Origin of the sequence: Lentisalinibacter orientalis (assembly GCF_040706535.1) — a bacterium.
GTDB classification, from domain to species: domain Bacteria; phylum Pseudomonadota; class Gammaproteobacteria; order Steroidobacterales; family Woeseiaceae; genus Lentisalinibacter; species Lentisalinibacter orientalis.
In genome coordinates, this window is record NZ_JAPDRJ010000006.1 from 91,480 (window position 1) to 115,957 (window position 24,478).

At 67.8% G+C, this 24,478-nt stretch carries 17 protein-coding genes; 9 read left to right on the top strand and 8 right to left on the bottom strand.

Going from position 1 to position 24,478, the window contains the following annotated elements:
• Positions 1–70 precede the first annotated feature (70 nt).
• The 5 genes from ACJMK0_RS17980 to galE all read right to left on the bottom strand — a co-directional run bounded on the left by ACJMK0_RS17980 (position 71) and on the right by galE (position 5,203).
• A complete protein-coding gene (locus ACJMK0_RS17980; protein WP_405240455.1) occupies positions 71–550 on the bottom strand; it encodes an REP-associated tyrosine transposase in 480 nt (159 codons plus the stop codon).
• 159 nt (positions 551–709) lie between these two features.
• The gene (locus ACJMK0_RS17985) at positions 710–2,074 is read right to left on the bottom strand and encodes a sigma 54-interacting transcriptional regulator (RefSeq protein WP_405240457.1); all 1,365 of its coding nucleotides are present in this window, start codon (positions 2,072–2,074) and stop codon (positions 710–712) included.
• On the bottom strand, positions 2,055–2,687 hold the full coding sequence (locus ACJMK0_RS17990) for a hypothetical protein (protein WP_405240459.1): 633 nt from the start codon (positions 2,685–2,687) through the stop codon (positions 2,055–2,057). The genes ACJMK0_RS17985 and ACJMK0_RS17990 overlap by 20 nt, the downstream gene beginning before the upstream one ends.
• On the bottom strand, positions 2,680–4,146 hold the full coding sequence (locus ACJMK0_RS17995; protein WP_405240461.1) for a HAMP domain-containing sensor histidine kinase: 1,467 nt from the start codon (positions 4,144–4,146) through the stop codon (positions 2,680–2,682). The genes ACJMK0_RS17990 and ACJMK0_RS17995 overlap by 8 nt, the downstream gene beginning before the upstream one ends.
• A 46-nt stretch (positions 4,147–4,192) precedes the next feature.
• Complete coding sequence (galE, locus tag ACJMK0_RS18000; protein ID WP_405240463.1) at positions 4,193–5,203, bottom strand: UDP-glucose 4-epimerase GalE; 1,011 nt, start codon at positions 5,201–5,203, stop codon at positions 4,193–4,195.
• A 326-nt stretch (positions 5,204–5,529) separates the two neighbouring features.
• Here galE and ACJMK0_RS18005 point away from each other — a divergent pair, with 326 nt between their 5' ends.
• From ACJMK0_RS18005 to ACJMK0_RS18030, 6 genes are all read left to right on the top strand, one after another.
• A complete protein-coding gene (locus ACJMK0_RS18005) occupies positions 5,530–8,145 on the top strand; it encodes a PKD domain-containing protein (protein ID WP_405240465.1) in 2,616 nt (871 codons plus the stop codon).
• Between the two features lie 34 nt (positions 8,146–8,179).
• Positions 8,180–8,812: a hypothetical protein gene (locus tag ACJMK0_RS18010; RefSeq protein ID WP_405240467.1), complete on the top strand. Its 633-nt coding sequence runs from the start codon at positions 8,180–8,182 to the stop codon at positions 8,810–8,812.
• A 265-nt stretch (positions 8,813–9,077) separates the two neighbouring features.
• A complete protein-coding gene (locus tag ACJMK0_RS18015; protein WP_405240469.1) occupies positions 9,078–12,605 on the top strand; it encodes an EAL domain-containing protein in 3,528 nt (1,175 codons plus the stop codon).
• 49 nt (positions 12,606–12,654) lie between these two features.
• Positions 12,655–13,548: an N-formylglutamate amidohydrolase gene (locus tag ACJMK0_RS18020; RefSeq protein WP_405240471.1), complete on the top strand. Its 894-nt coding sequence runs from the start codon at positions 12,655–12,657 to the stop codon at positions 13,546–13,548.
• Positions 13,549–13,613: 65 nt separating this feature from the next.
• Positions 13,614–14,756, top strand: coding sequence for a carboxylate-amine ligase (locus ACJMK0_RS18025; RefSeq protein ID WP_405240473.1), 1,143 nt, complete (start codon positions 13,614–13,616; stop codon positions 14,754–14,756).
• A 151-nt stretch (positions 14,757–14,907) separates the two neighbouring features.
• Positions 14,908–16,827, top strand: a complete 1,920-nt coding sequence (locus tag ACJMK0_RS18030) for a diguanylate cyclase domain-containing protein (protein ID WP_405240475.1) — start codon at positions 14,908–14,910, stop codon at positions 16,825–16,827.
• Between the two features lie 91 nt (positions 16,828–16,918).
• On the opposite strand, the gene ACJMK0_RS18035 is transcribed toward ACJMK0_RS18030, so the two are convergent.
• Positions 16,919–18,244 carry an NTP/NDP exchange transporter gene (locus ACJMK0_RS18035; RefSeq protein WP_405240477.1) on the bottom strand — a complete coding sequence of 442 codons (1,326 nt, stop codon included), beginning with the start codon at positions 18,242–18,244 and terminating at the stop codon, positions 16,919–16,921.
• A 137-nt stretch (positions 18,245–18,381) separates the two neighbouring features.
• On the opposite strand from ACJMK0_RS18035, the gene ACJMK0_RS18040 reads away from it, so the two are divergent.
• Positions 18,382–19,029: a VOC family protein gene (locus tag ACJMK0_RS18040; RefSeq protein ID WP_405240479.1), complete on the top strand. Its 648-nt coding sequence runs from the start codon at positions 18,382–18,384 to the stop codon at positions 19,027–19,029.
• A gap of 58 nt (positions 19,030–19,087) precedes the next feature.
• Here the strand turns inward: ACJMK0_RS18040 and ACJMK0_RS18045 are convergent, their stop codons facing one another.
• On the bottom strand, positions 19,088–20,077 hold the full coding sequence (locus ACJMK0_RS18045; protein ID WP_405240481.1) for a CpcT/CpeT family chromophore lyase: 990 nt from the start codon (positions 20,075–20,077) through the stop codon (positions 19,088–19,090).
• A gap of 226 nt (positions 20,078–20,303) precedes the next feature.
• Between ACJMK0_RS18045 and ACJMK0_RS18050 the strand changes: the two genes are divergently transcribed.
• A complete protein-coding gene (locus tag ACJMK0_RS18050; RefSeq protein WP_405240483.1) occupies positions 20,304–21,581 on the top strand; it encodes a putative porin in 1,278 nt (425 codons plus the stop codon).
• 31 nt (positions 21,582–21,612) lie between these two features.
• On the opposite strand, the gene ACJMK0_RS18055 is transcribed toward ACJMK0_RS18050, so the two are convergent.
• Entirely contained in the window at positions 21,613–22,122 is a 510-nt protein-coding gene (locus ACJMK0_RS18055; RefSeq protein ID WP_405240485.1) for a hypothetical protein, read from the bottom strand.
• A gap of 215 nt (positions 22,123–22,337) precedes the next feature.
• Between ACJMK0_RS18055 and ACJMK0_RS18060 the strand changes: the two genes are divergently transcribed.
• Positions 22,338–24,356, top strand: coding sequence for a tetratricopeptide repeat-containing sulfotransferase family protein (locus tag ACJMK0_RS18060; RefSeq protein ID WP_405240487.1), 2,019 nt, complete (start codon positions 22,338–22,340; stop codon positions 24,354–24,356).
• Positions 24,357–24,478 lie beyond the last annotated feature (122 nt).

Below are 24,478 nucleotides of genomic sequence, written 5' to 3' on the forward strand. Positions count from 1 at the left end.
GCCTTCAGGCCCGATCTGTAGGAGGGGATTTATCCCCGATTCGAATAATGAATCGGGGATAAATCCCCTCCTACATTTCCTTTTTGTCCCACCAGACCGCGTAGGTCAGCGGATAATCCTCCGGCCGCTCGACCAGCTTCGCGCGCACCGGGTTGTGGACGACGTAGTCCCCCACGACCTCGACCACCTCGTCTTTCCGCAGCGCGTGGTCGTGGAACCCCGGCTGCCAGATGCGCCCGCAGGTGCTGCGCGCCTTGTTGATGCGCAGCGCCGAGCGGCCCTTCATCTGTCCCACCACCGATTGCAGCCTGTGCCCGGGCTGCAGCTCGAACAGCCAGCGCAGATGGTCCGGCATTACGGTGTAGGCGAGGGTGCGGGTGCCGCCGTTGTCGTCGGAGCGGCGCAGCTCGTCGATGACCATCGAGCCGCAGAACAGGCAGGTGAAGATCGTGCGCCGTGCGTGGCAGTAGGTGGTGACGAGGTAGATGCGCTGTGCCTCGGACCAGCGGCCGAGCCTGAGGGCGTGCCCTCTGTGTTGTGTTGATGCCATGCTGGAAGCATGGCGAAGAGGACTACAGGCAGCGACGCGCGAATGGATGCAGTTGCGTGTGAAATGCGTGGTAGGAGGGCCTTCAGGCCCGATTCGGATATTGAATCGGGCCTGAAGGCCCTCCTACAAGAGCCAATCCCAAATCCAATCCCCGAACCCCTAATGGGGCTTGAACGCGTCCGGGTTCAGCTCGTGCCGCGCCAACAGCTTGTAGAAATCCGTCCGGTTCCGCTTCGCCAGCCGCGCCGCCTGGCTCACGTTCCCCGAGGTAATCTGCAGGATCTGGCTCAGGTAGTTCCGCGTGAACTCGTCCCGCGCCTCGGAGAAGGAGGGCAGTTTGCCGCCGTGCTCGCCCAGCGACGAGCGCACCAGCTCCGCGCTGATGACCGGCGAGCGCGAGAGCGCCACGTTCTGGCGCACCACGTTGTAGAGCTGGCGTATGTTGCCGGGCCACTCGGCGGTGACCAGCATCTCGACCGCTTCCGGGGCGTAGACCTTGCGTTCGCCGCCCCTCTCCTCCGCGATGGTCTTCAGGAAGTGGGCGACCAGCAGCGGGATGTCGTCGCGGCGGTCGTCCAGCGGCGGGACGTGGATGTTGACCACGTTCAGCCGGTAGTAGAGGTCTTCGCGGAAGGTGCCCTCGGCCATCATCTCGCGGAGATCGCGGTGGGTGGCGGAGATAACGCGGACGTCGACGGGGATGGAGTCCGTCGCGCCGACCGGGCGCACCTGGTCTTCCTGCAGGACGCGCAGCAGCTTCACCTGCAGGCGCATGGGCATGTCGCCGATCTCGTCCAGCAGCAGGGTCCCGCCCTCGGCGGCCTGGAACAGGCCCTTGTGGGCGCGGGTGGCGCCGGTGAAGGCGCCCTTCTCGTGGCCGAACAGCTCGGACTCGAGCAGGTGCTCGGCCATGGCGCTGCAGTTGATGGCCACGAAGGGGCCGTCGCGGCGGTTGCTGGCCCGGTGAATGGCCTTCGCCATGAGCTCCTTGCCGGTGCCGCTCTCGCCGGTGATGAGCACGCGGGTGCCGCTGTCGGCCACCATGCGGGCCTGGTTGAGGCGTTCGCGCATGATCGGGTTGCGGGTGATGATGTCGTCGGCCCAGTCGTCTTCCGCCGGCGCCTTGGCCGAGACCTTCAGCGCGCGCTCGACGTGGTCCAGCAGCTCCGCCTTGTCGATGGGCTTGGTCAGGAAACCGAAGGCGCCGCTCTGGGTGGCCGAGACGGCGTCCGGGATGGTGCCGTGGGCGGTGATGATCAGCACCCTGAGCCCCGGCGAGCGTTCCTGCAGTTCCTTCAGGAGACCGATGCCGTCCATCTTGTCCATGCGCAGGTCGGTGATGACCAGGTCCGGCTCGAAGCGGTTCAGCACCGCCAGCGCCCGGTGGGCGCTCTCGACCGCCTCCACCTCGTACTTCTCCGCGCGCAACCGGATGGAGAGCAGGCGCAGCAGCCCCGGGTCGTCGTCGACCAGCAGGATGCGTCCCTTCGGTTCGTCCTTGCGCTCAGCGTTGTTCGTCGGCATCGGAGCGTTCCCTGATTGATCTCTCGATGGTGGTGATGGCGCGGAGCTTCTCCTCCGCCTCTTCCAGCGCCCGGGCGAGTTCCCGGTTCTGCGCCCGTGCCGCCGCCAGCTGCTGCTCGAGCCGCTGGCGCTCGTCGTCCGCGGCGCGCTCGTATTGGGAGCGCAGCTGGCGGTTCTCTGTCTTCAGGAGCAGCCGCTGCTCCACCACCTCCAGCTGCAGCTCGGCCAGTGTGACCTCGGCCGGCAGCAACAGTTCGGAGCGCGCCAGAATCCCGGTCAGCATCTCCCGGGCCCGCTCCGCATCGGCGCCGGCGTGTCCGGGGGTCGCGAGCGCCAGCGCGAGATGCAGCCGGTTGGTGGTGGTCGGCGCCTGCAGGAAGGCGTCGTCCACCCGGGCGAACACCTCGGCCTTGGTCGCGGGATCCCCGGCGGCGAGGTCGCGCATCGTCCGAAGGTAGCCCGAGACGTCGGCGCCATCAACGTCGCGGGCGGCAGTTCCGTCGTCGCCGTCCCGGTCCAGCCAGCCCGTGGTAGAAGTGCACCCACCAATGAGCACCAGGCCGGCGAGCGCGGCGAGGAGGGCGGGTATCCATCCGTGACTTGCGCTACGCATTGGCCGCCATCCTGTCGTTCAGGCTGATCTGTTCCTGGGGGATGTGCAGGCGGAAGTGCGCACCGCCCCAGGGCGAGTCCACCAGTTCCACGCTGCCGCCGTGGGCCTGCACGCACTCCAGAACCACCGACAGGCCGATACCGGTGCCCGCCACCGGGCCGTCATGCTGCTGGTTGGAACCCTGATAGAAGGCCTGGAAGATGCGGCTGCGTTCCTCGGGCGGTATGCCCGGCCCCGAGTCCGCCACGTCGATGACGAAGCTCGAATTGGTCGCGATCGCGCGCACTTGAATATGGCCGCCGCGGGGCGTGTACTTGATGGCGTTGGAGATCAGGTTGTCGAGCGCGGTGCGCAGCTTCTCCTCGTCGGCGTTCACCCGGATGTCCTCGACGTCCAGCACCAGTTTGATGCCCTGGGTCTTGATGGCCAGCCGGTGGTCCTTCAGCACGCCCGCGATCAGCGCCTTCAGCGAGAAGTCCGACAGCATCAGCATCTCGCTCTTCGTCTGCCAGGCGCTGAAGGAGAGCAGGTTCTCGATCAGGCGCTGCAGCTTCAGGCCGTTGGAGCGGAGGATGTCGGTGACCTCGCGCTGGGGGGCGTCCAGCGGCCCGACGGCGCCGTCCAGCAGCAGGTCCGTGCCCTCGCGGATGTTGGCGAGCGGGGTCTTCAGCTCGTGGGACATGTGCCGGAGGAAGCGGTTCTTCTCCTGGGCGAGTTCCAGCAGCCGTACCCTGAGCCACTCGAGCTGGCGGCCGAGCGCCTGCAGATCGGTGGGGCCGCCCACCCGGATGGGCCGGGAGAAGCCGCCCTGGCCGAGCTGGTTGATGGCGGAGTCGATCTGGCGGATGGGCCGCGTGACGAGAAGGGCGAAGATCAGCACCAGGATCAGGATGATCGGGATCAGCGCGGCGGCCTGCCAGGCGAGCGTGGCCTGGAAGTCGCTGGCGTCCTGCTGCAGCGCCGCCAGCTCGCGGCCGATGTAGTCGTTGATGGCCACGCTGAACTCGCCGGCCTGGCGGGAGAGTTCCTCCAGCTCGCGGGTGGCTTGGAGCACGCGTTCCGAATCCGCCGGCTGGGTGCGGATGGTGAACACGGCGGAGCCGGTGCGCCGGCCGAGGACATCCGCCGCCTCGGCCGCGCCCGCCCGCTCGGCCAGCGACGCCAGCGCGGTCAGGCGCGACTCGAAGCGGGCCGCGTCCTGGGTCATCAGGTCCAGGTAATCCTCGGTCTGCTGCACCTGATACAGCTTGGCGAGGCGCTCGAGTTCGCGCAGGCGCTCCAGCAGCAGGCGGGTGTTCTGGGTGGCGGTGACGCTCTCCAGCACCAGGCTCTCGCTCTCATCCGCGTAGCGTTCCAGCTGCACCAGCGCCCACACCACGGCCACCATCAGGGGGATGGTGACCAGGCCGAAACCCATGAAGAGCAGGCCGTTCAGTGAGCGGGGGCGCGGGAATCTCATGGCCGGAGTTTAACGTAATCCCTCTGCCCGGAGTGCCGCGGCCCGGTCAGCCGGTGGCCCGGGACGGGGCGTCCCGCGCCGCGAGCTTGCGCTCCCAGTTCAGGGCATGGGTGACGATGGTGTCCAGGTCGTCGTAGCGGGGCTGCCAGCCGAGCGCCTCGCGCACCTGGTCGGCGACGGCCACGAGGCTCGGCGGATCGCCGGCCCGGCGCGGCTCTTCGCGGATCTCGATGGCGTGACCGGCGGCCCGCTGCACGGCGTCCAGCACCTCGCGCACGCTGTAGCCGTGGCCGTAGCCGCAGTTCAGCACGCGGGAGTCGCCGCCGGCGCGCAGATAGGTGAGGGCATCCAGGTGCGCCCGGGCCAGGTCTTCCACGTGGATGTAGTCACGCACGCCGGTGCCGTCCGGGGTGTCGTAGTCGGTGCCGAAGATGGAGACGTGGGAGCGCTTGCCCACCACCGCCTCGCAGGCCACCTTGGTCAGCAGGGTCGCCTTGGCCGTGGACTGGCCGATGCGGCCCTCGGGGTCGGAGCCGGCCACGTTGAAGTAGCGCAGCGCCACGTAGCTCGGCCCCCCGGCGGCGGCGAGATCCCGCAGCATCCACTCGGTCATGAGCTTGGAGGTGCCGTAGGGGTTGATGGGCGCGGTCGGCGTGGTCTCCGCCGCGCGGCCCTCCGGCGGGATGCCGTAGACGGCCGCCGTGGAGGAGAAGACGAAGTGCTTCACGCCGTGGCGCTGGCAGGCCTCCAGCAGGGTGCGGCTGGAAGCGGTGTTGTTGCGGTAGTACTTCAGCGGATCGGCGACGGACTCCGGCACGATGGTGTGGGCCGCGAAGTGCATCACCGTCTCGATCTCGTGGTCGGCGAACAGCCGGTCCAGGACGGCCTCGTCGCCGGTGTCGCCCTGCACGAGTTCGCCCGCCAGGACGGCGTCGGCGAAACCGGTGCAGAGATTGTCCAGCGTGACCGGGCGCTCGCCGGCCTCGCCGAGCTGGTGCACCACGTGGCTGCCGATGTAGCCGGCACCGCCGGTGACCAAGATGTTCGCTTTGCTCATGTCGTTACCTGGGCTGCTTGGCTCTTCGGAAAGGGCCGAAATCGTCGGGTTTCGCGTCGGGCCCGATATCGGGCCAAATGGCGGTCCGGAGCATCCGGGCGTACCCGCTCAGCGAAAAGTCTAGCAGGCAACTTGTTGAAAAAACGTGAACCGGTCGGCGCGGCCCTGGTCCGATGAACGGTAGCGTCGGATGCCGGCGACGCGGCCCGGTGCTCGCCGGCCGGCCCGCCGGGCGCTATTATCTTCGCTCGTCGCCATGAGCCATCGGCCATCAATGCCAGCCAATGACACCGCTCGGCCGGCACCTGCAGAACGGATACGGGAACATGCAGTTATACAGGAAGTTCACCTTCGTCGCCCTCGTCTCACTGCTGGCCGCCTGTGGCGGCGGGGGAGGCGGTGGCGGCACCGTGGCGCCGCCAAACGAGCCGCCCATGGCGGATGCGGGTGCGGACCAGCAGGTGCGGGGCGGGGACGCCGTCAGCCTCTCGGGGGCGGGTTCCTCCGACAGCGACGGGACCATCAGTTCCTATTCGTGGTCCCAGACGGCCGGCACGTCGGTGACCCTGCAGGGCGCCTCCACGGCCACGGCGACCTTCACCGCGCCGAACGTCGCCGAGACGCTGGAATTCACGCTGACGGTCCGGGACAACGATAACGCCACCGCGACCGATACCGTGTCCGTCACCATCGAGCCGAACGAGGCGCCCACCGCCGATGCGGGCGGCGACCAGACGGTGAACGAGGGCAGCCTGGTCACGCTGGCGGGCAGCGGTACGGACCCGGACGGCACGATCGCGAGCTATTCCTGGGTGCAGGTTGGCGGAGCGTCGATCGCCCTGAGCGGTGCCGACACCGCCACGGCCACGTTCGATGCGCCGGCCCTCGCGTTGGGTGAGACCCTGACGGTGACCTTCGAACTCACCGTGACCGACAACAACGGCGCCACCGACACGGATACGGCGACCGTTACGGTGAACGCCGTGGCCGGCGTCAACATCCCGCCGGTGGCCAATGCGGGCCCCGACCGGGTGGTCTTCGGGACGCAGACGGTTACCCTCGACGGGTCAGGCAGCAGCGATGCGGAAGAAACTCTCTCCACGCTGGGCTTCCTGTGGGAGCAGATCGGCGGTCCGGCCGTCACGATCACCGGCGCCGATCAGGCCCAGGCGACCTTCGACGCGCCGGACGTGGTGAATGACACCCTGCTGAATTTCCGCCTGACGGTGACCGACAGCGACGGCGCCAGCGACACCGACCTCGTCGAGCTCACTGTCCGCGAGGCGCCGGCAACCGTGACCATCAGCGGCAAGGTGCAGTTCGAGTTCGTGCCGCGCGGACCTATTGGGACGGGGCTGGATTTCTCCGACACGGAGGTCCGTCCGATCCGCGGTGCCACGGTCCAGGCGATCGCAGCTTCGGATGGCACCGTGCTCGCCGAAGGGGTGGCGAGCGACAGCGGAGACTATTCGCTCACCGTGCCGTCGCTGACGGATGTGTTTATCCGCGTTCGCGCGGAACTGAAGCGCACTGGCTCGCCGGCATGGGATGTGGAGATTCGGGACAATACTAGCAATATTGCGCAACCTCTTGGCCAGCGTCCGCTCTACGTACTGGACCACAGGATCGAGAACAGCGGTGGTGCCGATTCGGTACGAAATCCGCTTGCCCAGACAGGCTGGACTGGCTCTGGCTACACGGAGCCCCGGGCGGCCGCTCCATTTTCCGTGTTGGACGTCATCTATCAGGCGATGCAGCTGGTCACCAGCGTCGATCCGGCGGCGCAGTTCGCGCCGCTGGACGCGTTCTGGAGTGTGAACAATTCACGGGACACTACGATTCCGGCGTGCATCTCGGCGCGGAATGACCAGGATCCCGCCACCGACCCGGTGGACTACGGCTGTCTCGGCACCTCCTTCTACAGACCTTCCCTCGACTCGCTTTTTCTTCTGGGAAAGTTTGGTGATGACACAGAGGAATTTGACACCCATGTAATCGCTCATGAGTGGGGGCACTATTTTGAGGATGTACTTTCGCGCTCCGACAGTACTGGCGGGGGGCACAGTCTCGACGACCGATTGGACCCGCGTCTGGCATTTGGAGAGGGCTGGGGCAATGCTGTAGCAGGCATGGTGATGGGCGACCCTCAATATTTCGATACGTTCGCTGGCAGCAGCTTTGGATTCAGTGTAGATACCAAGAGCAGTTTCGCGTCAGGCTGGTATAACGAGACCTCCGTGCAGTCAATCCTCTGGGACTTGTTCGACAGCACTGGTGACGACGTTGAGGCTGAAGATTTGACGGCTTTCGGGTTCCACCCGCTCTACGATGTTTTGACTGGACCACAGCGCGTCACACCGGCTTTCACTACCCTATTCAGTTTCATTGATGCGCTGAAGATTGACCTCCCGTCGGACGCTGCCGCCATCGATGCGTTGGTGAGTGCTCAGAACATCGACCCCATTGTCGACATCTGGGGCGACAGCGAAGCCGGCAACAACCCCGGGGCCACCAACCTGCTGCCGGTGCATGCCGAGCTGCAGCTCGGCAGTACGGTGACGGATCTCTGCGTCACACGCCAGTTCGACCCGAACGAAGACGGCAACAAGCTCGGCATTTTCCGCTACCTGCGATTCACGGTGAACGCGACCGCTAACTACCGCATCTCGGTGACGACAACGAACCCGCCGAGCGCTCCGCAGGGCGAGCCGGCGCAGTTCTCGGATCCGGACTTCTTCGTCCTGCGGTCGGGTGAGTTCATCGACCTGGGCGCTACCGGCACGCAGAACGCCGAATCTCTCGATCTGGCCGGCCTGCCGGCGGGCACCTACGTCATCGAACTCTTCGAGGCCGGCTTCCCGAACGTCTACGGCTTCACCACCGGCAGCGCCGACTTCTCCCAGGACACCATGTGCTTCGACGTCTCTCTGAGCCAGTTCTAGGCGCCACCCACACTACATCCGCAAGGGAACAGCCATGACCCACAGAACCTCCATCCTCTCTGCCGGCCTGGCGACGGCCCTGGCCGCGCTCCTGCTGACCGGCTGCGGCAGCGAAGAGCCGGCGTCTACAGATCAATCAGTTACTGACACTTCCTCGACCGTGGCTGAGGACGTGCCGAAGAAAGCCACCACCGCGGAGATCGCGGCGCGGCAGGGCGATTCCCCCGGCAAGCCGGTGGCCCCCATCGACATCGACTACGAGGTGCTGGGCGAGCCCCGGCCCGGCGAGCCGGTGGAGATCGAGCTGAAGCTGCGCTCGAATCTCGAGGGGCCGGTGACCGTGCAGCTCCAGCCTCGCGAGGGACTGCAGATGGGCGCCAGCCAGGCGGCGGAGCTCAGGCGCGAGACGCTGAGGCCTCTGGACGAGGCGTCATCGGCAGCTGAACCCGCCACAGAGCGGGTGGTGGTGATTCCCTCGGCCGAGGGCCGCTTTTATCTCTCCGTGCTGGTCAGCGTGGCCACGGCGGAGGGCGAGCAGATCCGTGCGGTGTCCATCCCCGTGCAGGTGGGCGACCAGCCGCCGACCCTGCAGCAGAACGGCGAGCTGAGAACCACCGAGGGGGAGACGGTCCGGTCGCTGCCGGCGAAGGAGACCGGCGGCAATTGAGGTCGGCAATTGAAGTCCAAATTTGCATTTTATTCAGCGCATTGGACATAAACCTTGAGGAGGACTCGAACGTAAGCGGGAAAAATTTCCCAGCGCTCTGATTGAAACGAGAGTTGGGTCACAGACACCCCTTGTGGCGCCAACTATCGTCCGGTTCATTAGCGCCGGTGTTGCCGGTGCACCAGGTGAAGCTCCAGGAGAAGCTCTGGTCCGACGCTCGCCGCGAGCGCGCCCAGGGGGTCTCGGAGGAATGGACCGGCCACCCATGCACCCGACCCTCAAAGAACAGATCAGGCAGGCGACCGCGGACGGCGAGCGACTCGATTATCCGAGCCTGCTGGAGCTGGTGGAGGCGCGTTACGCCGAGCTGGACCGCCTGGTCACGACCACGCAGGACGAGCCGAGCCGCAACGCGGACCTGCGCGTGGTGCTCGACAGCGTCGCCGACGCCGTACTCACCGTCGATCCCGACGGCATGATCCGCTACGCCAACCGGGTCGCCCACCAGCTGTTCGGCTACGAGGCCGGCGCCCTCCCTGGCGTGATGCTGCCGGCATTGCTGCCCCAGGCCGGCAAGATCCCGGTCAAGATGTTCCTGCAGGCCTACATCACCAACCTGGACGATACCTACCTGGAGCTGGAGACCGGCCAGACCGAGGCGCAGCGCGCCGACGGCAGCCGCTTCACCGCCGAGATCAACACCACACGGCTGTCGGAGAAGACCAGCGGTGCTTTCGTGCTGTGCCTGCGCGATATCTCCGAGCGGCTGCAGGCCGAGGGGGCGCTGCGCGAGAACGAGGAGCGCTACCGGGCGCTGGTGGACCACGCCACGGAGGCCATCGTGGTGCTGGACGTCGACAGCGGCCGGTTCGTGGACGTGAACGAGAACGCGGTCAGCTTCTTCAACATGTCGAGGAAGCGCCTGCTGGCGATGGGGCCGGAGGGCATCTCGCCGGAGTACCAGCTGGATGGCTCGCTCTCCTTCGGCAAGGCGCGTGGCTTCGTCGACCGTGCGTTGAACGGCGAACAACCCTGCTTCGAATGGCTGCACATCGACGCCGACGGCCGGGAGATTCCCTGCGAGGTGCGCCTCGTGCGCCTGCCCTCGGCGAACCGCAAGCTGCTCCGCGGCAGCATCACCAGCATCGCGGAGCGCAAGCGCAACGAGCTGATTGCCTTCGGCGAGCACAAGGTGCTGGAGATGGTGGCCTCCGGCGCCAGCCTGAAGAGCACGCTGAAGGCGCTCTGCCGGACCGTGGAACAGGTGACGCCGGGTGCGCGCGTGCTGGTGACCACGCTGGACCGGGACCGGGCCAGCTTCCGGGTGGCCGCTTCCAACGGTCTGCCCGAGGCGGTGCTGGACGTCATCGACGGCTTCGAGGTGGACGCCGCGACCACCTCCTGCGGCCGCGCGGTGGCCGAGAACACTCAGGTGATTACGCCGGAGATCGCCCGCGACCCCGGCTGGGCGACGCTCGCGGACTTCGTCGAGGCGCACGAGCTGCGCGCCTGCTGGGCCTTCCCGCTGGTGGGCGGCGCGGACGACGTGCTGGGCACGCTCGCGCTGTATTTCCCCGAGACCCGGGAGCCCTCCACGGCGGAGCTGGACCGCATCACCGGTCTGGTGCGCCTCGCCGGTATCGCCATCAAGCGCCGCTACGACGAGGAGGCGCTGCGCTCCAGCGAGGCCCGCTTCCGCGGCCTGTTCGAGCATGTGGTGGAGGGCGTCTACATCGCCAACACCGAGGGCGAGATCGAATCCGCCAACCCGGCGCTGATGCAGATTCTCGGCTACGACGACGAGGAAGAACTGAAGCGGGAGGTGAAGTCCTCCACCGCCTACGTGAATCCCCAGGACAGCGTGCGTTTCCGCGAAAAGCTGGAGCGCGACGGCGTGGTGCGCAACTTCGAGGCGCGCATGAAGCGCCGGGACGGCAGCGAGATCGTGGTGCTGGAGAACTCCCGCGCCGTGCTCGACGCCGAGGGGAATATTATTGCCCACGAGGGCACCATCACCGACATCACCGAGCGCAAGATCGCCGAGACCCGCATCTTCGAGGAGAAGGAGAAGGCGCAGGTCACGCTGAAATCGATCGGCGACGCGGTCATCACCACGGATTCCGACGGCAACGTGGACTACCTGAACCCGGTGGCCCAGGACCTCACCGGCTGGGAGCTCCGGGCCGCCCGCGGCAAGCCCATCGGCGAGATTATCTCCATCGTGCACGCCCACAGCCGCCAGGCCGTGGACAACCCGGTGGAGCGCTGCCTGCGCGAAGGCCGGGTGATCGCGCTGGCGGAGGACTCGGTGCTGATCAACCGGCTGTCCAACGAGATCCCCATCCAGGATTCGGCGGCGCCCATCCGCGACCGTGTGGGCAACGTCATCGGCGCGGTGATGGTGTTCCACGACGTGAGCAAGGAGAGCCGGCTCTCGCGCCAGCTCTCCTACCAGGCCGCCCACGACAGCCTCACCGGGCTGATCAACCGCCGCGAATTCGAGAACCGGCTGACCGCCGCGCTGGAGGAGGCGAGCCTGGACACGGGCGTCTCCCATGCCCTGCTGTATCTGGACCTCGACCAGTTCAAGGTGGTCAACGACACCTTCGGCCACACCGCCGGCGACGAGCTGTTGCGCCAGCTGGCCGAGCGCATCCAGGGCTGCATCCGCTCCAGCGACGTGGTGGCCCGGCTGGGCGGCGACGAGTACGGCATCCTGCTGCAGAACTGCGACTGCGAACGGGCGGTGAGCGTGGCCGAGACCATCCGCGGCGCGGTGGAGAACCACCGCTTCGTCTGGCAGGACAGCGTGCAGACGGTGCGCGCCTCGATGGGCGTGGTGATGGTGACCCACGAAACGGTGAGCGTCGGCGCGCTGATGAGCGCCGCCGACGTGGCCTGCTACTCGGCCAAGGACCTCGGCCGCAACAAGGTGCACCTCTATCAGGACGGCGACGCATCGATGCGCCACCGGGAGATGCAGTGGGTCTCGCGCATCACCAGCGCGGTCGAGGAAGACCGCCTCGAGCTCTACTTCCAGCCCATCGTCGCTATCGACAAAGGGGGCGAAAACGGCGGCCGCGCGGCCGAATGCGGCCACTACGAGCTGCTGCTGCGGATGCGCGACGAGGACGGCGAGCTGGTGCAGCCGAACGTGTTCATCCCGGCGGCCGAGCGCTTCAACCTGATGCCCATGCTGGACCGCTGGGTGGTGAGCGAGACGCTGGATCACCTGGCCGACCGGGTGGGCGCCGACGGACACGCCACCTACACGCTGGCGCTGAACCTCTCGGGTACCTCGCTGAGCGACGACCGCTTCCGCGCCTGGGTGATCCACGAGCTTCGCCGCCGCAAGCTGCCGACCGGCGCCATCTGCTTCGAGATCACGGAGACCGCGGCCATCGCGAACCTGGACCGGGTCATCCACTTCATGAAGGAACTGAAGGACGTCGGCTGCCGCTTCTCGCTGGACGACTTCGGCAGCGGCCTGTCCTCGTTTACCTACCTCAAGCACCTGCCCGTGGACTATCTCAAGATCGACGGCGCGTTCATCCACAACGTGGGCGAGGACACCAAGGACCAGAGTCTCGTGGACGCCATCAGCCGCATCGGCAAGGCGCTCGGCATCGCCACGATTGCGGAGCGGGTGGAGAGCGAGCAGGTGCTGGAGATCCTCGGCAGTATCGGCGTGGAGTACGCCCAGGGCTTCCATATCGCCCGGCCCGAATCGGTGCGCCGATTCGCGCCCTGGGGCGAGACGGGCCGCGATACCGAGGACCGGGCGCTGGCCTGAAGCCCGCTCCCTGCCGGCCCCTCGGGGAATGGGTTACACTCGGTGGCGTATGAAAGACGCACCCGAGCCGGTACACATACCCGCCCAGGCCGCCATGGAACACGCGCAGCGGGCACTGCTGGCGCCGGATGAGCCGCCGCCCTACGACATCGTGCATGGACGCAGCGACCCGCCGGTGCTGATCGTCTGTGATCACGCCAGCCGGCGCATCCCCCGCACGCTCGACGATCTCGGCATGGACGAGAAGGGCCTGTCGACGCACCTGGCCTGCGACATCGGCGCCGGCGAACTCACCCGGCGGGTGGCGGCGAGGCTCCAGGCCAATGCGGTGCTGGCCCGCTATTCCCGCCTGGTGGTGGACTGCAACCGGCACCTGACCGATCCGACGGCCTTCCTGAGCCGGGGCGACGGCCACATCATCCCGGGCAACGAGGGCCTCACCGAGCAGCAGAAGGCCTGCCGCGCGGACGCACTCTACTGGCCCTACCACCGGGCCATCGAGGAGGAGATCCGCCGCCTGACCGACGGCGACCGGGTGCCGGCGTTCATCTCCATCCACAGCTTCACGCCGGTGCTGGACGGGCAGGGCCGCGACTGGGACGCGGGTATCCTCTGGGACACCGACCCGCGGCTGCCGCGGCCCATCCTGGAGGGACTGCACCGCATCCCCGGGCTGGTCATCGGCGACAACGAACCCTACTCGGGCCGGGCGCCCGCCGACTTCACCGTGGACTACCACGCGGAGCGGACGGGGCTGCCCCACGCCGCCTTCGAGATCCGCCAGGATCACCTCATGAGCGAGGAGGGCCTCGAGCTCTGGACCGACCGGCTCGTGCACCTGCTCGCGCCCCTCCTGGACAACCCGAATCTCTACCGCCGCCTGCCCGTGGTACCGGAGCACGACGCCCCGGGCCGCTCGGGGGACAATCCAATATCCGGCTGATCCCCGGCTGACGGGCCGGAGGCAGGCGAGCGGCGGCTGACGACTGGCGAGCGGAGCACCGGCCCATGAAAGAGCCTGCCTTCACAATCGGTATCGAGGAAGAGTATCTGCTGGTGGACCGGGAGACCCGGGGACTGGCGGACGACCCGCCCACCGCCATGCTCGAGGAGTGCGAGAGGCGCTGCAAGGGCCAGGTCAGCCCGGAGTTCATGCGCTCACAGATCGAGGTGGGCACGCGCGTGTGCCGGAATATCCGCGAGGCCCGCCGGGATCTTGCGCGGCTGCGCCGGGTGATCACGGACGTGGCCGACGAGCACGGCCTCGCGCCCATCGCGTCTTCCACTCATCCCTTCAGCCGCTGGACCGAACAGAAGCACACGCCGAAGACCCGCTACCAGGCGCTGGCCACCGAGATGCAGGCGGCCGCCCGGCGGCTGCTGATCTGCGGCATGCACGTGCACGTGGGCATCGACGACGACGCGATGCGCATCGATCTCATGTCGCAGATGAGTTATTTCCTGCCGCATCTGCTCGCGCTGTCCTGCTCGTCGCCGTTCTGGGAGGGCAAGGACACCGGGCTGAAGTCCTACCGCCTCACCGTGTTCGACGCGCTGCCGCGCACCGGCCTGCCCGAGCATTTCTCGAGCTTCGGCGAATACCAGCGCCACGTGGACGTGCTGATCTCGGCCGGCATCATGGAGGATGCCACCAAGCTCTGGTGGGACCAGCGGCCGAGCGCGCGCTATCCCACGCTCGAGACCCGGGTGATGGACGTCTGCACGCTCATCGACGACACCATGGCGCTGGCCGCACTGGTGGTGTGCATCCTGCGCATGCTGTTCCGCCTGCGCGTGGACAACCAGCGCTGGCGCATCTACCCGAACATGCTCATCCACGAGAACCGCTGGCGGGCCATGCGCTACGGCTTCGACGAGGGCATGATCGATCTCGCCAAGGGCCGGGTCATCGCCTTCGAGTCGCTGCTGGAGGAGTTGCTGGAGATGGTTGCCGAGGACGCTGAGGCGCTGGACTGCGTGGCGGAGGTGCGCTCGGTGCGCCACATCATCGAGCGGGGCACCAGCGCCCATCGTCAGCTCGAGACCTATCGGGAGGCGCTGTCCGAGGGCGCCGACCACCAGGGGGCGTTGCAGGCCGTCGTCGACCATCTCATCGCGGAGACGGCGACGGGGCTGGAGGCGCCCGATTGAGGCCCCGATTGCAACCTCGATTGCGACCCTGATTGAGACATAATCCCGTCCGGCGCCGGAGGCAACTGAGTACCGGTTAACAGAAACCGGCGCCGCCCGCCGCTAGAGTGTTTGGATCGCCGCCGGTGGGGGCGGCAGACGGACGGGGCGATTGGATAAGACGATCTTCTTCCTGCTGATCCAGCTCTCTGCCGGCGTGGGCTACGCCGTCATGGCGGCGGCGCTGTATCGCCGCCGGGAGCCGGATGCCCGTTCCGTCTCGCTGGTGGTCTTCCTGGGATTGCTGTCCGTCTGGATCCTGGGGGCGGGGCTCGAGACTGCGTTCCCAACGCTCGCCGTGCACAACGTCGCCCGGGTGCTGGTGTTCGTCGGCGCGTGCTTCGCGCCGGTGGCCATCGTGGCCTTCCTCATGGGTTACACGGCGCAGGGGGTGCGCCCCAATCTGCTGGCCGGGCTGTGCGTGGTGCCCACGCTCACGCTGCTGATGACGGCGACCAATCCCTGGCACGGCCTCATGTGGGATTACCCGCCGCCGATGATCGGCGATCGCACCCTGCTGTCGCTGGACTGGGGGCCGTGGTTCGCCTACGTGCACGGTCCCTACAGCTACGGCATGGTGCTGCTGGCCTTCACCGTATTCGGCTTCCACCTGCCGTCGGTGCCGCCGTCGCAGCGTCTGCCGGCGGTGGTGATGATGATCTCCGGCATGGTGCCGCTGACGATCAGCGGGCTGTCGGTGCTGGGCTACGGGCCGCAGGATGCGCCGGTGACCACGCTGACGCTGTCGGCGTTCATTCCCGTCTACGCCTGGATGACGCTGGGCATGAAGGTGACCCGACTGAGCGTGGTCGCGTACCGGGGCGTGTTCGAGCAGCTGAAGGATCCGGTGCTCCTGCTCGACAACGAGGACCGGGTGGTGGGCGCGAACCGCGCGGCCGAGAAGCTGCTGGGGGCCCGCGAGGCGGCGCTGGTGGCGCGCCGGCTGCGCGGCGATACGCCGGTGGTGGATGCCATCCGGGAGTGCGTGGAAAGCGGCATCATGCAGCATCTGTCGACGGACTGCGGTCGTCATTACGAGGTGCGCCGCTCGGCCATCCGCACGGCGAAGCGTCATCAGCGCGGGCAGATCGTGGTGTGCCGGGACGTGACCGAGCGGCACAAGGCGCAGGACCGGCTGGCGAAGAGCGAGCGGCTGTTGCGCACGCTGGTGGATAACTCGTCCAACGGCATCCTGCGGCTGCGCCAGACCGAGGACCGGGACGTGTTCCGCTGCGTGTTCGCCAATCGGGCCGCCGAGCGCTACCTGGGTCTGCCGTCGCGGCGCATCGTCGGCCAGGAGATCGATACCTTCGAGCTGCCCGGCGACGGCCAGCTGCAGGCGCTGGTACTGCGCTCGGCCACCGAGGGCGCGCGCTGCGACGACGAGATGGAGGTGGGCGAGGGCACGCGGCGGCGCTGGATGCGGGTGATCGCCGAGCCGGTGGACGACGACGTGGCGGTAACGTTCATCGACATCACGGAGCGCAAGGAACGCGAGCGCCAGATGGAGACCTATGCGCTCTCGGATGCGCTCACCGGGCTCTACAACCGGCGCGGGTTCGAGCAGCACGCCCGTCCGCTGCTCGCGCGGGAGGCGGGGCCGGGCCACGGCGCCGTGATTTTCCTGGACATCAACGGCTTCAAGGCCATCAACGACCAGCACGGGCATCGGCTGGGTGACTCGCTGCTGCAGAGCTTCGCCGATCGGCTGCGGGCGAACCTCAGGCCCCAGGACGTGATCGGCCGCTGGGGCGGTGACGAATTCGTGGCACTGGCGCCGGGGATCTCGAAACCGGAGGCCGAGCAGCTGGCGCGACGGCTCACGCTGGCGCTGGCCGAGCGCTACCGCATCCGGGATGTCGCGGTCGGCTGTCCCGCGAGCGTGGGGATGGCGCTCTACCCGGAACACGGCCGCCATCTGAACGAGCTGCTGCGCGCCGCCGACCACGCCATGTACCGCGCCAAGCAACGCAGCCGCGAAAACGACCGGCTCTCCGACTCCCAGCTCCTGGAGCAAGTCCAGGCCAGCTGATCAGGTGCCGGTCACTCGAACTGCAAATAACGATCAAAAGTTGCAAAAGTTCGGATTCGGGTGCCGGACACTCGAAATGCAAATTTGTTGATTAACTATCAGAAGTTCTAATAGTTCGGTCCGGCACCTTGTTGTACTGCCGGCCCAGGGCTACTGCGCAGACGGCCCAGATCGCCGCTACCAGCACGCCCACACTGGCGATACCGGCCAGGCCCAGGCCGAAGGTCTGCATCAGCTTGTAGAGGCCCGCATTGGCCGCGTCGCCGCCGCGGTACACCACGGTGTCGATGACGTTCTTCACCTTGTAGCGGCTCTCCCGGTCCACGGCCGTGTAGAGCATCTCCCGCGCGGGCCGGGTGATGGCGTAGTTGCCGGAGCGCCGGATCACCTGGACGATCACCAGCACGGTCAGCGTCGGCACGGCCGCGAGCGCCACGAAGCCGCCAATCATGAACACCGGCATCGCGGCGAGCGTCACCACCATCCCCACCCGCTTGACGATGCGCCCGGTCAGGAACACCTGGGTGCCCAGCGAGATCACGTTCACGGCCAGGTCGATGAAGGCGAAGACCTGCGTGCGCTCCTCCGACGAGGCGAAGGCGTCGCGCACCAGCTCCGCCTGCTGCAGGTAGATGAACGTGCCGACCGCCGTGTAGAGGAAGATGAACGCGGCGAGGGTCAGCAGATAGGGCGAGCGGAACAACAGCGTGAAGCCCGCGAACGGGTTGCCGCCCATGGCTTCTTCGCGCCGTGTCGGAGTGCCGTCCGCCTTCACCTCGCTGCTGGCGGCCGAGGTGTGCGACCAGTGCAGGAGGTAGCGGATCAGGAACAGCGTGGCGCCGAGCAGCGCGGCGGCGACCAGCACCAGATTCCCGGTCCCCAGCGTCTCGGCGAAAGTCACCGTGAACGCCGGTCCGACGATGAAACCGGTGCTGGCGCCGGCGGTGACAAAGCCGAACAGCCGCTTCGCCTGGTCGCCGGAGAAGATGTCCGCCATGAAGCTCCAGAACACGGAGACCACGAACAGGTTGTACACGCTCAGCCAGACGAAGAAGACGCGGGCGACGACCGGGTTGTCGGGATCCGCGCTGAAGGCCGCGTAGAACAGCGCCAGGTTGATAATGAAGAACAGGTACACCCACGGCAGGAATACGCCGCGGCGATAGCGCGAACACAGCCAGCCGTAGAACGGGACGGCGACGAGGGTGGCGAGGAAGGTCGCCAGGAACATCCAGGGCAGGTTCTCCACGCCGCCCGCGATGCCCATCGTGTCGCGCACCGGCCGCAGCACGCTGTAGCCTGTGAACAGGCAGAAGATATAGACGAATGCCGCCAGGCAGGCGGAGAGCTCCCCCGGTCGCGCGCCGATGGCGAAGCGCATCGCCGCGGCCAGTCTCTCCCTCGGATTTCCCGCCATCGGTCGCTTACCCCCTGCGCCTGCACGGCGACGCGTCGAAACCGGGCAAGCCTATCGCATCCCCGCCGCCCGTCACAGGCTCCGCACCCGGCCGCTCCGCGCTAAACTGTGGACCGACCAAGCCAGGAGTGACCGCCATGAGCCGCCGCCATCCGCATGCCCGTCCCGCCCGCGCGATCGCCGTCCCGCGGATCCGCAAGTCCGCCTCGCCCCTGGGCATGCCGGCAACTCTCGCAATGGCGGCCCTTGTCGGCCTGCTCCTGTCCGCCGCCGCGCTCGCCGCCCCGGTGCCCGAGTCCGAGCAGGTGGACATCGACCTGCGCCGCACCACCCTGGTGGTCCGCGACATCGATGCCTCGCTCGCCTTCTACCGCGATGCGCTGGGCATGGAGGTGATCTACGACCGGGCCATCCGCACGCCCCGGGACGCGGCCACCGACGAGGAGGCCGACATCGCCCGCCGCCTGGTCTTCCTGCGGGCGAACGACGACTACGTGGGCATCATCGGGCTGCTGCAGTACGTGAAGCCGGCGAAGCCACCGGCCAATCAGGGCCTGGAGCCGTTCACGCCGGGCAGCATGGTGCTCCTGTTCAACACCAGCGACCTGGCGGCGAAATTCGAGGCGGCGCGCAACGTCATCGGCGTGCGGGTGCTGAGCGAACCCCGGGAGATCAGCTACCCCTCCTACGACGGCAAGGGCACCATCCCCGTGCTGGTGAGCATCCTCACCGACCCGGACGGTTTCGTCATCGAGCTGAACCAGCTCCTGGGCGAGCTGCGCTGACCGCGGCGCAGGGCGGCGGCGCCCACGGGCAGCGCCGCCCGCGGGCTGCCGTCGGTTCCTATTCGATATGGCTCGGCTCGATATAGTCCGGCACCGGCAGGCCGGGCAGCACCAGCACCTCGAAATCCGCCGCGCCCTCGCGCAGCGGCAGGATCTCGTTCTGGTAGGTGTCCGAGTACCAGAACTCCCGGGCGGCCTCCAGGCAGGGGAAGCGGGAGATGACGACGCCGCGTCCCGGCGGCGGGTCGCCCTCGAAGACCTCCAGCGCCGGCGTGATCGCCTCGTAATAGCCCTGCACCTGCTCGTACAGGCCGGAGGCGAAGATGGCCCGGGGATAGGCGGCGAATGCCTCGCGGTCGTGGATCTCGCCGAAGACCACCATGCGCACCGGTTTGTTGCAGGCATCGACGCCGCCATCCTCGCCGACGGGGCGGAAGCGGTAGCCGCCGGCCTCCGGTCCCCACACCACCCGACCGTCGGCGGCGATGCCCCGGTCCCAGTTGATCATGACCTCGTCGGTCAGCACCGAGCGCGAGACGACGTAGGCGGCGCCCTTGTAGCTGTTCTTGCATTCCCGGCCGCGGGTGTTGCCCTCGAAGCGGCGCTCGCCGGCGCGAACGAGCGTGACGTCGCAGCCCGCCACGGGCTCCAGATCGTCCGGTGACAGGCCTTCGAGCAGCGCCGGGTCTTCCCAGGCGCCGACATAGGGCTCGGTCTGCGGCAGGCGGTAGCCGCGGGCGAGGAGGCTGCCGTCCTCCGCCACCGTCAGGCGCGTAATGCGCTGCCGGTAGGGCTGCTCCGCCTCGCCGAACCAGTTCTCGGCGTACAGCCAGCGGCCGTCTTCCCGGCCTTCCCAGACTTCGGCGATGTGCCAGACTGCGGTGCCATAGCGGTCGTCGGTGGCGGCCTGGGCGGCGGAGCTGAAACTGCCGGTGGTCATCTCGACGTACAGATCCAGGGCCTCGCTCCCGCGGGCGGGCGGCGCGGCCAGGAGCATGACCGATGTGATCGCACAAAGTGCGGACAGGGGGAACGAGGTGCTGCGCATGCGTTGTGCCTCCTGCGGCGACGGAGTGTGCCGCGACCGCCGGATCGTAGCAGAACCGTCCCGGCCAGGATCCTGGCACCCGGCGATCACACCCCACCGGGGGTCACAAAACTGCAATAATAAGGAAACCTTTTCGTGACAATGCGGCGGCCGGCAGCGGGTCGCCCGATTCCGGAAAATCCACTCCGGAAAATCAACTCCAGATGATCAGACGGGGAGATCAGATATGCGAGCTTTGCTGAGAGTTGGCATCACGCTCGGCGTGATTCTCGGCGTGGCAATAGCGCCTGCGGTATCGGGCGCGGCCGCCGTGAGCCAGGAGGAAATCCGCGAGCTACGGGCGCAGATCGCCGCCCTCAGCGAGCGGCTGGCAGAACTCGAGGAGCGCGCCGGGATGGAAGAGGGCGGCATGGCTGTCGAGGAGACAACGGCGCCGGCGCCGGCCCCCGCACCGGCGCCTGCTCCTGTGCCTCGCGAGGAGCACTGGACCGACCGGGTCGCGTTCAGCGGCGACTTCCGCTACCGCTGGGAGACCATCGACCAGGAGGGCAGCGACAGCCGGGAGCGCCACCGGATACGTGCGCGGCCGACGATCATCGCCCGGGTCAACGATACCGTGCGGGCCGGCTTCGGTCTCGCCACCGGCGGCGATAACCCGGTCTCCGGCAACCAGACTCTCGGTGACGGCGGTGCGAGGATGGACATCGGCCTGGACCAGGCCTGGTTCGAGTGGACCGCTCTGCCGGGCACCCGGCTGATCGGCGGCAAGTTCAAGAACCCGCTCCGCCGGGCGGGCGGCAACGGCCTCGTGTGGGACGACGACTGGCGCCCGGAGGGTTTCGCGCTCGACTATGCCACCGGCGATTTCTTCGCCACCGCGCTGGCCACCTGGCTCGAGGGCGACAGCCGGCGCGGCGACGAGCTGGCCATCGGCCTGCAGGGCGGCTATGCGATGCCGCTGCGACACGACGATACGCTCACCCTGACCGCGAGCCACTACCGCATGGACCTCGCCGGCCGCGAGACGCTCTACGACCCCACCGATGCCTTCGGCAACAGCGTCAATCCGGACGGCAGCTACCGCTACGATTTCAGCCTGGTTGAATTCGCCGCCGAGTACGCCACCCGCGTGGGCGACTGGCCGGTGGCCCTGTTCGCGGACTATGTCAGGAACCTGGATGCCGGCGATTACGACACGGGCTGGGCCGTCGGCGGCGCGCTTGGCAAGGCGAGCGCCCCGGGGACCTGGCGCGTGCGCTATACCTGGCAGGAACTGGAGGCGGATGCCGTCCTGGGGCTGCTCACCGACTCCAACTTTGGCGGCGGCGGCACGGACGCCCGCGGGCACTTTCTGTCGGCGGACTATGCACTGGCGCCCAACTGGGTATTCCGGCTGAGCTATTTCCGCGACGTCATCAACGAGGATGCGGTGGACCGGGGCGACCCCGGCGCCGAGGAGCTCGACTACGACCGCCTGATACTGGACTTCCGCTACAAGTACTGAGCCGAGCCCGGCTCCGGCGGCCGGCGCGGGATCAGTCCGCCCGCTCCACCCGGATGCTGCGGCTCGAGCCCCCGCGACTCATCAGGTAGGAGCCGAGGCTGGCGCGGCGGATCTTCACCTCCTGGCCCTCTCGCAGCAGAAACCGGGACGGGACGGTCTGGCGCCAGATCTGGCCGTTGTCGAGCTTCACCGCGATGCGGTCCGGCGTGATCTCGATCAGCTCGACGACCTCGCCGGTGATCTGCTGCAGCTCCTCGCGTCCGGCCGCCTGGTCCATACGGCGCTGAATGTCGGCCGGGTCGCGGCCGAACAGCTCTTCGGGAGAGGTCATCGGAGCGGTTTCGGTGCCGGCGTCATCGGCGCGGCGGTCCACGGCGCGGTCGTAGCAGGCCAGCCGCTCGTCGGCGCCGGCGATATCCCGGCAGGCCAGCACGTCCGCGGGCAGGCCTTGCGCGCCAGCCGGGCCGGCGACGATGGTGGCGATGGCGGCGGCCGCGAGGAGCGTGCCGACGGCCGTTGCGATTGGCGAGGCCGCCGGCACGGCAGCGATTGATGCCGATGTCTCCGGAACCGACGCCGGGCACACCGACCGGCGGGGCTGTGGGCCGCGCGACAGGATGAGGTGCAGTTTCCGCATGGCCGATAAGATAGCATTGAAAAACGGCGGTGGCCCGCCCACAATCCGGCCGCTTCTGCCACCCGCTAACCAGAACCCGTAACCAGAACCAGTAACCAGAACCAGTCCGGCTGACCGATTTGCAGAATCCGAACACCAACGCCGACGCCGAGCGAGCCCTGGACGCCGCGCTGGCCCGCATCGACGAGCTGCTCGGCAGCGATCCCGCCCGTGCGGATGCCGAGGCGCGAGCCCTGCTGGAGAAGATACCCGGCCAGCCCGCAGCCCTGCTGTTCCGGGCCATTGCCCGGCGCCTGATGAACGACCCTGCGGCCGCTGTCGGGATCCTCGGCCCGCTGTGCCAGGCTCATCCGAACGCTGCGGTGCCCCGGTTGCAGCTTGGCCTCGCGCTGCGGGAGACGGGCGACGACGAGGCCGCACTGGCCACACTCCGGCGTGCCGTCGACGCCAAACCGGATTTCGCCGATGCCTGGCTCGCGCTGGCCGATCTGCTGACCGCACTCGAACGAACCGCAGAGGCCGACCGGGCGTTCGCAGGCTACATTGCACACGCCAACCAGAAACCGCGCATAGCCGAGGCCGGCCGCGCGCTGGCCGAGAACCGGCCGGGCGACGCCGAAGCCCTGTTGCGCGCGCAGCTCGGCCCCTATCCCAACGATGTGGTGGCGCTGTGCCTGCTGGCGGATGCCGCGGAGCGCCAGGAGCGCATCGGCGAGGCGGAGGAGCTGCTCGCGCGCTGCATCGAGCTCGCCCCCGGCTACCGGCGCGCGCGCCACAACCACGCCGTCGTGCTCATGCGGCAGAACCGCCTGCAGGAGGGGCTGGCGGAGACCGGGCCGCTGCTGGACGCGGATCCGAAGAACACCGACGCGCGCAAGCTTAAGGCCTCCATCCTGGTCCGGCTGCTCGAGTACGACGAGTCCATCCGCCTCTGCGAGGAGCTGCTGGCCGAGGACGAGGCCCAGCCCACGGTCTGGACCAGCCTCGGCCACATGCTGAAGTCGGTGGGGCGCCGGGAGGACTGCATCCGCGCCTATCGCAAGGCCATCGAGCTGGCGCCGGGCTATGGCGAGGCGTACTGGAGTCTCGCCAACCTGAAGACCCACAGCCTGACCGACGAGGAGCTGGATGCGATCGGGCGGCAGCTGGAACTGGCCGGGCTCGAGGAACGGGATCGCTGGCACCTGCACTTCGCGATGGGCAAGGGGCTGGAGGATCGGGAGCGCTACGAGGAGTCTTTCCGGCACTACGCCGAGGGCAACCGGCTGCGGCGCGCCCGCAGCGCCTACGACATCGGCGAGATGGAGTCGCACGTGCGCCGCAGCAAGGCGCTGCTGACCGGGCCGTTCTTCGCGGATCGGGCCGGTTTCGGTGCCGGCGCGCCGGATCCGGTCTTCATCGTGGGTCTGCCGCGCTCAGGCTCCACGCTGGTGGAGCAGATCCTCGCGAGCCACAGCCGGGTGGAAGGGACCATGGAGCTCCCCAACATCGCCGCCATCGCGCGGACACTCGACCGCGGTGCCGCGCCGGCCGGCGCTTATCCGGAGTCGCTGGGGCAGCTGACGGCCGAGGAATCCCGGGCGCTGGGCGAGCGCTACCTCGAGGAGACCCGGGTCCAGCGGAAGGAGGGCACGCCCTTCTTCGTGGACAAGATGCCGAATAATTTCGCCCACATCGGCCTGATCCACCTGATCCTGCCGAACGCCCGCATCATCGACGTGCGACGCCACCCGATGGCCTGCGGCCTGTCGCTGTTCAAGGAACACTTCGCCCGGGCGCAGCAGTTCAGCTACGACCTCGCGACCATCGGCCGCTATTACCGGCTGTATGCAGACCTGATGGCTCATTTCGATGCCGTCCTGCCCGGGCGCGTGCACCGGGTCGTCTACGAGCATCTCGTCGACGATACCGAGTCCGAGGTCCGCCGCCTGCTGGAATACTGCGGCCTGCCGTTCGAGGAAGGCTGTCTCGCATTCCACGAGAACCGCCGCGCGGTGAGCACGGCGAGCTCCGAGCAGGTCCGCCGGCCCATCTTCCGCTCCGGTCTGGACTATTGGCGGCACTATGAACCCTGGCTGGGGCCCCTGGAGGCCGAACTTGGCGATCTCGTCGACGATTGGGCGACTTTCGCCCGCTAGTGGCGGGCCCGCCCTGCTTTCGGCCCGCCGCTGTTGCAGTCGCACAACAGCGAAGATTCCCCGGAAAATCTGTTGCTTGAAAGTTACACCTTTTCTGTAACAGGCTATTGAAATGGTTCATT